Consider the following 10,513-nt stretch of genomic DNA (forward strand, 5'->3'; position numbering starts at 1 on the left):
GGTGCGAGTGGTCATTCCTTGGTTCCTCCAGCTGTCATGCCTGCGACCAGGAATCGCTGGGAGAACAGGAAGACGACCAGAACGGGCAGGATCGACACGATCGTCCCCAGCGCCAATGTGGGCAGTTGGACGGAGTCGGATCCCGCGGAGCTGGGATTGAAAGCCGGGGTCGACGCCAGGAGCGAGGTGAGCCCGACCTGGATCGGATAGCCGTCGCTCGAAGGCAGCATCACGAACGGGAGGAAGAAGTTGTTCCAGTTCTGTACGAAGCTGAAGAACGCCACCAGGGCGACGATCGGGGCGGCCAGCGGAAGGGCGACCCGCGTGAAGACCTGGAACCCGTTGCAGCCGTCGATGCGCGCGGCGGCGAGGATGTCCCGCGGGATGCTGGTCGAGAAGTAGATGTAGGTGAGATAGACGCCGAACGGGAAGAACGACATCGGCAGGATCACCGACAGCGGGCTCCCGATCAGGCCGACGCTGTTCAGTTCGAGGAAGATGGGCAGCACCAGTGCGGTGTTGGGGATCAGCATGACGACGAGCGTCAGCACCAGCAGCGCCTGCCGGAGCCTGAACTCCGTGAGCGCGAGCGCGTAGCCGGCGGGGATGCTCACGAGGAGCGTGATCACCAGAGCGCCGATCGCGTACAGCGCGGAGTTCCCGATCCAGGTCGTCACCGCACCGTCCTGGAAGTCGAACAACTGGTGCCAGTTGGCGACGAGGTCCGACCACGATCCGATCGAGAACGGGTCCGCGACGACGAGCGTCTTGGAGGACTTCGTCACCGCGAGCAGCAGCCAGAGGATCGGGACGGCGAAGAACAGGACGAAGACGACGAGCAGGACGCCTGCGATGGACCGCCCGCTCCACCCGCTGAGGCTCGGCCGGCGGCGTGCGGCGGAGAGTGCTGCCATGGTCATTCCTTCTCGAACAGGCCGCCGCGGGTCACGAACACCCAGGACAGCAGGAGTGCGACGACCAGCAGGATCAGCGAGATCGCGGCCGCGCCGTTGAAGTCGTTCTGCTGGAAGGCGTACTGGTAGGCCAGCTGGTTGAGCGAGTAGTCGTTGGGCACCACCGCGTTGCTGGCCTGGCTGAGCAACTGCGGCTCGACGAACAGCTGGGTACCGGCCGCGAGCGACATGACGCCCATGTACGCGACCCACTTGCGCAGCATCGGAAGCTGGATCCGCAGCGCGATCTGGACGGCGTTCGCACCGTCGATGCGTGCGGCCTCGATCACGTCGGTGCTGATGTTGTTGAGGGCGCCGTACATGATGAGGATCCATCCGCCGGCTCCGGTCCAGAACGCGATGATCGCGAAGATCGCCGGAAGGTGGCCGGGCTGGATCACCTGCACGAAGCTCTCGAACCCCATCGCCCTGAGCAGACCGCTGACCGGGCTGGCGGTCGGATCGAGGACGAAGAGCCACAGCAGGACGCTGGACGCGCCCGCGAGCGCGCCGGGCAGGTAATAGACGAAGCGCAGGGTCGTCCTCACCCACCGCACACCGATGGCGTGGACCACCAGCGCCAGGCCGACGACGAACACGACCAGCCCGAGGAGCCAGATGATGAGGTAGGTGGTCACGTGGAACACGGCCGGCCAGAACCGGAAGTCGCCGACGACCGTGGTGAAGTTGTCGAAGCCCGCGAATCCGCCGTCGGCGTTCGTGAAGGCCAGGAACAGCGCGTAGAGCGACGGCACGATCCCGAAGACGACGGCGAGCAACGCGTAGGGCGAGACGAAGAGATAGCCGATCGGACTGCCGGCGAAGGCGCGGCCGGCCGTCCGGCCGCCGCCCCGGCCCGGCCGCCGACGCCCCGAGGCGTCAACGGCCGGCCGACCACTGGGAGGAGCCAGGGTCATGTCAGTTCACCTTGTATCCGTTGACCTTGGCCTGGTTCTCGATTGCCGTCTGCCAGTCCGGCAGCAGGTCCACGATCGACTTTCCGCCCGTGACCCCCGGGGTGATCGTCTTCGCCCAGATCGCCTCCTGGCTGAACATGGGGTAGCCCCAGCCGTCCCAGACCTGCGACGCCGCGGTCACCACCGGCTGCAGCGGGGTGGCGTAGTACTTGCTCGCCTCCTGCTTGGCGACCCACTTCTGTGCGGCGGGCGCGTAGGCCGGGTAACCCGGTGCGACATCGACCTGGTATTCGTCGGCGGTGGTGACGAACTGGGCGAACTTCTCGGCGGCCTTGAGGTTCTTCGAATGGCTGGAGACGAACCAGGTTCCGCCACCCACGTTGCCCGTCACCGCCCCGCTCTCACCCTTCCACGGCAGCGGCGCGGCGACGCCGAGCTGCCCGGCCGGCACGTTGAGCGACTGGGGGTTGTTGAAGATCGCGCCGGCGTACCAGGCCGGACCCGGCATCATCAGCACCTTGCCCGAGTACTTCTTCAGGAACTCGGGGGTGAACACGCTGACCACCGGCACGGTCCCGTTGTCGCGGAGGGTGTCGAGCAGCGAGGCGGCACGCTTGCACTCGGTCGAGTCGGTCTTCACGGTGAGGGACTTGGGGCCGGGCACGTCATTGGCCTGGCACTTGCTCCCCCACATGAACACCTCGGGCGTCCAGGCGTCGCCGGCCGTCCCGACGATGTAGCCGGGGTGCTCCTTGGCGACCTTCTCGCCGAGCGCCTGGTACTCCTCCCACGTGGTGGGGACGGTGTAGCCGAACGTGTCCAGCAGGGTCTTGTTGTACCAGAGCACCGCTTGGGCGAGGTCGTTGCGCAGGCAGTACACGCGACCTTCCACCGTGCAGGGGTTGAGCGAGCCTTCGGTGAAGTTGCCGAGCGTTTCCTTCGGGACCAGGCCCTTGTCCAGCACGGCCGCGAAGGCCTGCTTGCCGCCGCTCTTCTGGCTGGCCCACGCCGCGTCGTTGTTCTGGCTGGAGAAGACGACGTCGGGCCAGCCACCGCCGGCGCGGTCGAAGAGCTGCATCTTCGTCCGGAAGGAGTTGGACCCGTTGGCCGACCCGTCGTAGGTGACGACCTTGATCTTGGTGTCCGGGTTCGCGGTCTGGAATGCCTTCGCGGCGGCCTGCCGGTCCGCGTCCACCCAGACGGTGATCGTCGAGGAGGCCTCCTGCTTGGCCTCGGGAAAGCCGTACGCGCCGTTCGCCGCGGTGCCCCCGCCACCGCAACCGGCGAGGGTGAGGAGCGCCGTTGCGGCGCATATGACGGCGGCGGTCGACGTTTTACGGCGCGAGCGCACCGCAGTGTGGATTCCGGCCATGAGATGTCCTTGTCTTGTCGACGTCGTTGACGACTCCGCGCCAGGACTGTAGGGCATACGTATGATGTTTGTCATCACCTTGAGTGGCCCGTTGTTGTTCCGATTTTGACGGTTACGTCGAACGGCGGTCCCGCGCCGGTGGTTGCCGTCGCCCGCGGGCGTGAAGGCACGGCCCTCCGGCAGCCGGGGGACGTGAACCACCGGGGTCCCCGAGACCCTGCCGCCGCGTCGTGCGTGGTCACAGCGGTGGAGCCCAACACGGAGGCTCAGACGGGTAGTTCAGGCGTCCAACTGTTCCGGGGCACGGCCCCGGTCTCCGACCGCGTGCGCCGGCCCACCGCGGGCAGGCGACCGGCCGGTGTCCGTCCGGGTGCACGGTCGGGGTGGGGCAGCGGGAGGCGCACTGCCCTTGGCGATGCCGGGCGTGATCCGCACAGCGGCGTCAAGTGCGGGCGCTCCCGGCGATTTTCGGCCGTGGGAGCGGGTCTGCGTCTTCTTCCGCGGCGAGGCCCTGCGCGAGCGTGAACCGGTCCGGCACGACGTCCGTGCCGGACACGGCGAACCGGATCCCGGTGACGTGGTGCTTCCAGAGCGGTGGAACCACGCTCTCGTGGTGTGAGCCGTGCAACGAGTCGCCGACCGGGGGCCGTCGACTCCGACTCGCCCTACCCCGGGCCGCCTCGATACCGAGGCGGCCGAGGCCCATGTCAACGGTGCTCTCCTTGCACGGGTGGCGCCGCGGGCGCCGGCCACCTCGTGGAGGTGGGCCGACGCCCGCGGCGCGAACCGGTCCCGTCGATCCCCGGGGCTCGGCACGTGCCCGTCCGTCAGGCTGCCCTCATCGGCCGAGCCAGCCCCCGTCGACCGGCAGCACCGTTCCGGAGACGTAGCGCGCGGCGTCCGACGCCAGGAAGACAGCGGCTCCCGCGATGTCCTCCGCCGTTCCCCACCGCCCCGCCGGTATCCGTTCGAGGATCGCGCGGGACCGGTCGGGGTCGTCCTGCAGGGCCTGGGTGTTGTCCGTCGCGATGTAGCCCGGGGCGATGCCGTTCACCGTCACACCGCGTCCGGCCCACTCGTTCGACAGTGCCCGGATCAGCCCCGCCACGCCGGACTTGGCGGCCGCGTAGCCGGGCACGTTGATCCCGCCCTGGAACGAGAGCAGCGAGGCGGTGAAGACGATGCGTCCGTGCCGCGCCTCCAGCATCCGCCGCCCGAGAACCTGGCTGAGCACGAACGTGCTCGTGAGGTCGACTTCGAGTACTTCGTCGAACCATTCCACGGGGTGCTCGGCGGCGGGAGCGCGGCGGATGGTCCCGGCGTTGTTGACCAGGATGTCCACCGGGCGCTCGCCCGCGGCGAGTTGCTCGGCGAACCGGGTCACCTGCTGCCGGTCCGCGAAGTCGACGCGGTGTCCCGAGAACGCGCGGCCGAGCCCGCGCACGCGGTCGCCGATCGCCGATGACGCAGGATCGAGGGTGGCGGAGACTCCGACGATGTCGGCACCGGCCGCGGCCAGGGCCTCGGCGACGGCGAACCCGATGCCGCGCTTGGCCCCCGTCACGACAGCGAGGCGCCCGGTCAGGTCGAACGGGTTCATGACGCGCTCACCTCGACGAGCAGCTTCATCGCCTGCCCGGCCTCGAGGACGCCGAAGGCCGACTGGATCTCGGTCAGCGGCACGATGCCCGTGATGAGCTGCTCGGCCGGGATGGCGCCCTCGGCCAGGAGCTCGATGGCGCGCTCGAAGTCGTGGCGCTGGTAGACCCGGGCACCGAGCAACCTCAGCTCCCGCCAGAACACGCGGTGCAGGTCGACGGGGCGCGGCTGCGGGTGGATGGCCACCACCACGAGAGTGCCGCGGACCCTGGCCAGGCTGGTCGCGCCGAGCACGGCGGCGGCCGAGCCGGAGACCTCGAACACGACGTCCGCTCCGGCGCCGCCCGTCCACTTCTCCACCCAGGCGACCTGGTCGACCGACGAGGGGTCCAGCGTCGTCAGCCCCATCTCCTCGGCGGCGGCCCGCCGGGTCGGGTCGATCTCGGCGACCACGACCTCGGCACCGGACGCGGTGGCGACGGTGGCGATCAGAACACCGATCGGGCCCGCGCCGATGACGACCGCCTTGTCGCCCGCGGCCAGTTCGGAACGGCGTACGTCGTGGACCGCCACCGCGACGGGCTCGACCAGCGCGGCGTCCCGCAGGGGGATCTGCGAGGGCAGCCGTACGAGTGTCGACGCCGGTACGTTCCAGAACTCCTGCAGCGCTCCGGGGCTGTCGATGCCGATGAAGTCCAGGTTCTGGCAGATGTGCTCGTTCCCCGCACGGCAGGCCGCACAAGTGCCGTCCCAGGCGAGCGGCATGACGGTCACCGCGTCACCCACCGACCAGCCCTCCACGCCGGCGCCGAGGGCGACGACCGTGCCCGACATCTCGTGTCCGATCGTCGCCGGTTTGCTGACCCGGCCGTCCATGTCCCCGTGGAACACGTGGAGATCCGTGCCGCAGATGCCGACGTAGGCCACGGCGATCCGGACCTCGCCCGGACCCGGCTCGGCCGGTTCCCGCTCCTCGACCGCCATTGTGCGCGCGCCTGTGTAACTTGCCGCCAACATACCGATCGGCTCCTCCTCGCTGTGTCGCGGGCCACACCGGCCCACAGCCGGCGCAGCCTAGCAAGAAACATCATACGTATGCTCTCGTGATTTACACTCCTCCTCGTGACCAGCAATCCACCGCCACGCGACCACGCATCCACGGAACGGACACTGCCGACCCGGGGACTGCGCACCGGGCACCAGCTCACGGAGTTGGGCCTGGGCGCGGCCCAGTTCGGCAACCTGTTCACCGAGACGACCGACGACGAGTCGTGCCGCGCCGTCAGAGCGGCGGCCGAGGAAGGGATCCGCTACTTCGACACCGCCCCGCACTACGGCCTCGGGCTGTCCGAACGCCGCCTGGGGGACGCCCTCCGCACGGCCACCCCGCGAGGTGCGGTCCTCTCCTCGAAGGCCGGGCGCCTGCTCGTGGACAGCCCGGAGACGAGTCACCGGCTCGACGACGACGGGTTCGTCGTGCCGGCCGCGAAGCGGCGGGTCTGGGACTTCAGCCGCGACGGGATCCTCCGTTCCGTGGCGGAGTCGCTGGAGCGGCTCGGCACGGACCGGCTCGACATCGCCTATCTGCACGATCCGGACGACCACTGGGAGACGGCGTCGTCGACCGGGATCGCCGCCCTGGCCGAACTCCGGGACCAGGGCGTCGTCGATGCCATCGGCGCCGGCATGAACCAGGCGGCGATGCTCGCCGAGTTCGTGCGGCGGACCGATGTCGATGTGGTGATGGTCGCGGGGCGGTTCACCCTTCTCGATCAGTCGGCTCTGGACGACCTGCTGCCCGTCGCCGCCGCCCGCGGTGTCGGCGTCGTCGCCGCGGCGGTCTACAACTCCGGTCTACTGAGCACCAGGTCCGTGGACGGCTCGGCGCCCTACGACTACGGGGCGGCGCCGCGGGCCGTCGTCGAACGTGCCGCCCGCATCGCCGCCGTCTGCGAGCGGCACGGCGTGGAGCTCCCCGCGGCCGCCCTCCAGTACCCGTTGCGCCATCCCGCCGTCGTCTCGGTGGTGACGGGGATGCGCAGCGAGGAGCACGTGCGCAGCAATGCCGCGCGGTACCGGGCGGAGATCCCGGCGGCGCTGTGGGAGGAACTGCACGTCACAGGACTCGTCCCGGACCCGGTCCGGACGAGCTGGCCCTCAGGAATTACAAGTCATACGTCACACGAATCTTGTCGCAAACATCATACGTATGCTAACTCTGTGTCGGGCATCAACGCCCCTATCACAGGAAGCGATCGAACATGACATCGACGTCAGACTCGACCCGCTCGATGAGCAGACGACGGAGGCTCAGAGCCGGCGCCCTCGCGGCGCTCGGCGCCTGCGCCGTCATCGCGTCAGCGCTCATTCCCCTGCAGGCGCAAGCCGCGCCCCGGACGGTGTACTTCGCGGCCCCGGACGGCAAGGACGCCGGACACTGCAGCGAGTCGAAGCCGTGCTCCCTGGAGCGGGCCCAGCATGTTGTCGGCCCGGCCGCCAAGCACGGCGACGTGACGGTTCAGCTCGCCGACGGTACCTACCGCCTCTCCGAGCCCCTCCGGTTCGGGCCCGGCGACGACGGCGGCGACCACACCGTCGAGTGGACCGCCGCCCCGGGCGCCCACCCCGTCGTCACCGGCGCCTCGAAGGTCAACGGCTGGTCCAAGTCCGCGGCGGGCTCGGGTATCTGGGAGGCCGACACCCCCAGCGGCCTCGACACCCGCCAGCTCTACGTCAACGGCGTGATCGCCCCTCGCGCCGCCATCCGCCTGGCCAACTCGGACGTCACTCCCACCGCGACCGGTCTCACCATCAAGAACCCAGCCCTGAGCTACCTCGCCACGCTTCCCGACCAGGGGCGCATCGAGTTCGAGTCGCTCGGCGACTTCACGAACCGCTACTCGCCGGTCCAGAGCATCAGCCCCACCGCGATCACGATGGCGCAGCCTGCGTGGGACAACAACACGTGGGGCTGGGACACCGTCCAGAACTCGTTCCTGGCCGGTCCGAGCTGGTACCTCGACAACTCGCTGAGCTTCCTGACCCAGGTCGGCCAGTGGTACATATCTCCGAGTGCCGGGAAGCTCTACTACAAGCCGGCGGACGGGGTCGACCCCAACCGGCTCGACATCGAGCTGCCCCGCATGGAGTCGCTGATCAGCATCGGCGGGACGTACGACAAGCCGGTGACCGGACTTGCCTTCAAGGGCATCCAGTTCTCCGGAACCTCCTGGCTCGGCCCGTCGACCGACGGGTACGCGGACCAGCAGAACGGCCTCTTCATCAAGGGCGCCTACGACTACCGCCCCGCCGACGCCTTCACCAACTGCTCGCGCGGCTGTGAGATGTTCGAACGGGCGCGCACCAGCTGGTACCAGGAGCCCGCCGCCGTGCAGGTGTCCGCCGCCAGCCGCGTCTCGTTCATCGGCAACACGTTCACCAACCTCGGCCAGTCGGCGCTGGGCATCGGGAACGACGCCAACGCCACGGCGACCGGGGTCGGGCTGGGCGCCGGCGACATCGACGTGGTCGGCAACCGGTTCACGGAGAACAGCGGCCACGGCGTCGCGGTCGGCGGCGTGCTGCCCGACGCGCACCACCCGAGCGACCCGAGGATGACCAACCACGACATCCTGATATCCGACAACACGATCAATCGTGTGGCGGTCGACTACAAGGACAACAGCGGCATCCTCAGCACCTACGTCACGGGCGCCCGCATCCTGCACAACGAGGTCTCCAACGTCCCCTACGACGGTATCGACACCGGCTACGGATGGGGCATCAACGACGCCGGGGGCTCGAACGACTACGTCGACCGCGGCTACTACAAGTGGAACACGCAGTACACGACGCCGACGACGCTGAAGGACAACCGCGTCGAGGGCAACCTCGTGCACAACACGAAGGCGCGCTTCGCCGACGGCGGATCGGTCTACAACCTCTCCGCGAGCCCGGGAAGCGTCGTCGCCAAGAACTACCTGTTCAACATCTCGGGAGTCGGCCTCTACCTCGACGAGGGCTCCCGCTCGATGACGTATGAGAACAACGTGGTCCAGGGCGGTTCCTTCGTCTTCACCAACGCGTACAGCCTCCGCAACAACACCAGTGACAACGTCATCCAGAACAACTGGTACAACTCGGGCGGCGCCTCGACGCCGAACGCCGCGGCGCACAACAACCAGCTGATCAACAACGTGAAGGTCACCGGCGCCAACTGGCCCGCGGGCGCGCGGGACGTGATCTGCCAGGCGGGTGTCGCACCGCAGTACCGGACCTCGCTCAACGCGAACCAGTTCGGCTTCACCGGTTGCCCGTCCGGTGGACCGGTCGCACCCGGCCTCCGCACTTCCGGAGGTTCGGCCGTCAGCTCGTACTTCGGCCAGGGCGGGGGTGCATTCGGGATCGCGGCGGCGGGCGCCGACGTGTGGGGCGCCGGCGGTCAGCACGACGACCAGTTCGGCTCGGTCTACCGGGACGACTCGTTCGGCGCCGACTCGAGCGTGTCCACCCGGGTCGTGTCGGTCAACGACGCCAACGCGTGGGCCAAGTCCGGGGTCATGGTCCGCAACGACATGACCAAGGCGGGAAGTTCGGCCGGATACGCCGTCGTCGCGGTCACCGCCCGCAACGGTGTCGTGTTCGAGTGGGACGCCAACGGTGACGGATACCTGGACACCGACGCCCGCGCCACCGTCGACATCTACCGCCCCATCTGGGTGAAGCTCACCCGATCGGGCACCTCGTTCAGCGCCTCGTACTCCTACGACGGCGCCAACTATGTACCGATCGGACAGCCCGTGACGTTGGCCTCGGCGGCGGCGAAGCAGGACGCGGGCATCTTCTCCACGTCCCACGACGTCACCCAGTCAGCGATCAACCAGTTCGACTCCGGCTCCTTCACGGCCGCGATGATGCCGTAGGTGCCGCTCACGGTGGGTCGACGACAGGCCCGGTGAAGTGTTCTGGAGCGCGCCGGCTGAAGGTCACGGCCGCGTCCGGCGGCGGGCGCGTGTGAGGACCAGAGCGCCGAGCGTGACCTGTCGTCGACCATCCGGCCGTGGGGGGGGGGGGGGGGCGCCCCCCCCCCCCCCCGCCCCCCCCCGGGGGGGGGGCCGGGTGAAACCGCCCGGGGGGGGTGTGGGGGGCGCACAGGCCCCAGGTGATAGTCACCGGCCACGCCGCGCCGGTGCTGGCCGAGGTCTCGCAGTTCCTGCTCGATGTCGTGCGGGGCCGCGATCCGTGGGCTCTCCGTCCCTTCGGGGAGCCTCAGTTGGGTGCGGGCCAGGAAGATGCGCAGTTCTTCTCTGGGCTTGGCCAGCAGTGCGCTGCCCAGTGAAGGCTGCAGCTCGAGGAAGGTGTGCCGGCGATCCATTGGTGCACCGGTGTCCTGGATCCACGCGACGACGGCGCCTCGTCCGGTCCGCCGCCGACGCGGCCAGAGCTGTTGAAGGATTCGGACCAGACCACCCGGGCGTACTCAGCTCCCTCTACTGGCACGTCTATTTCATTGGGGACTCTGGTGATCCGGCGCAGGCGGCCCGGTTTATGGCCGATGTGGCTGCTCACCACGCGGTGGGGTTGCGTCCTTGGAAGTGGTGTACGGGTTCCCACCTGATGCGGGTGTTTGTCTCGGCGTTGGAGTGAGTCCCCGGATAGAAAGACGGCCACCG

At 68.9% G+C, this 10,513-nt stretch carries 7 protein-coding genes; 2 read left to right on the top strand and 5 right to left on the bottom strand.

The window, feature by feature from the left end; translation table 11 throughout:
* Positions 1-11: 11 nt before the first annotated feature.
* The 5 genes from ACFYXS_RS37775 to ACFYXS_RS37795 form a co-directional block, all read right to left on the bottom strand.
* Positions 12-914: a carbohydrate ABC transporter permease gene (locus ACFYXS_RS37775; RefSeq protein WP_389256318.1), complete on the bottom strand. Its 903-nt coding sequence runs from the start codon at positions 912-914 to the stop codon at positions 12-14.
* A 2-nt stretch (positions 915-916) separates the two neighbouring features.
* Positions 917-1,870 (bottom strand): carbohydrate ABC transporter permease, encoded by a 954-nt coding sequence (locus ACFYXS_RS37780; protein ID WP_389256319.1) that lies wholly within the window; start codon positions 1,868-1,870, stop codon positions 917-919.
* 1 nt (position 1,871) lies between these two features.
* Positions 1,872-3,242, bottom strand: a complete 1,371-nt coding sequence (locus tag ACFYXS_RS37785; protein ID WP_389256320.1) for an ABC transporter substrate-binding protein — start codon at positions 3,240-3,242, stop codon at positions 1,872-1,874.
* Positions 3,243-4,080: 838 nt separating this feature from the next.
* Positions 4,081-4,842: an SDR family oxidoreductase gene (locus tag ACFYXS_RS37790; protein WP_389256321.1), complete on the bottom strand. Its 762-nt coding sequence runs from the start codon at positions 4,840-4,842 to the stop codon at positions 4,081-4,083.
* On the bottom strand, positions 4,839-5,858 hold the full coding sequence (locus tag ACFYXS_RS37795) for a zinc-binding dehydrogenase (RefSeq protein WP_389256322.1): 1,020 nt from the start codon (positions 5,856-5,858) through the stop codon (positions 4,839-4,841). Before ACFYXS_RS37795 ends, ACFYXS_RS37790 begins: the two co-directional genes overlap by 4 nt.
* 168 nt (positions 5,859-6,026) lie before the next feature.
* Between ACFYXS_RS37795 and ACFYXS_RS37800 the strand changes: the two genes are divergently transcribed.
* Entirely contained in the window at positions 6,027-7,106 is a 1,080-nt protein-coding gene (locus ACFYXS_RS37800; protein ID WP_389256328.1) for an aldo/keto reductase, read from the top strand.
* Entirely contained in the window at positions 7,103-9,763 is a 2,661-nt protein-coding gene (locus tag ACFYXS_RS37805) for a right-handed parallel beta-helix repeat-containing protein (RefSeq protein WP_389256323.1), read from the top strand. Before ACFYXS_RS37800 ends, ACFYXS_RS37805 begins: the two co-directional genes overlap by 4 nt.
* Positions 9,764-10,513 lie beyond the last annotated feature (750 nt).

Source organism: Streptomyces sp. NPDC002574 (genome assembly GCF_042889545.1).
In the GTDB taxonomy this organism is placed as follows: Bacteria; Actinomycetota; Actinomycetes; order Streptomycetales; family Streptomycetaceae; genus Actinacidiphila.

Coding starts and splice junctions, on each gene's coding strand:
- ACFYXS_RS37775 (WP_389256318.1), bottom strand. CDS start 914: ATGGCAGCACTCTCCGCCGCACGCCGCCGGCCGAGCCTCAGCGGGTGG.
- ACFYXS_RS37780 (WP_389256319.1), bottom strand. CDS start 1,870: ATGACCCTGGCTCCTCCCAGTGGTCGGCCGGCCGTTGACGCCTCGGGG.
- ACFYXS_RS37785 (WP_389256320.1), bottom strand. CDS start 3,242: ATGGCCGGAATCCACACTGCGGTGCGCTCGCGCCGTAAAACGTCGACC.
- ACFYXS_RS37790 (WP_389256321.1), bottom strand. CDS start 4,842: ATGAACCCGTTCGACCTGACCGGGCGCCTCGCTGTCGTGACGGGGGCC.
- ACFYXS_RS37795 (WP_389256322.1), bottom strand. CDS start 5,858: ATGTTGGCGGCAAGTTACACAGGCGCGCGCACAATGGCGGTCGAGGAG.
- ACFYXS_RS37805 (WP_389256323.1), top strand. CDS start 7,103: ATGACATCGACGTCAGACTCGACCCGCTCGATGAGCAGACGACGGAGG.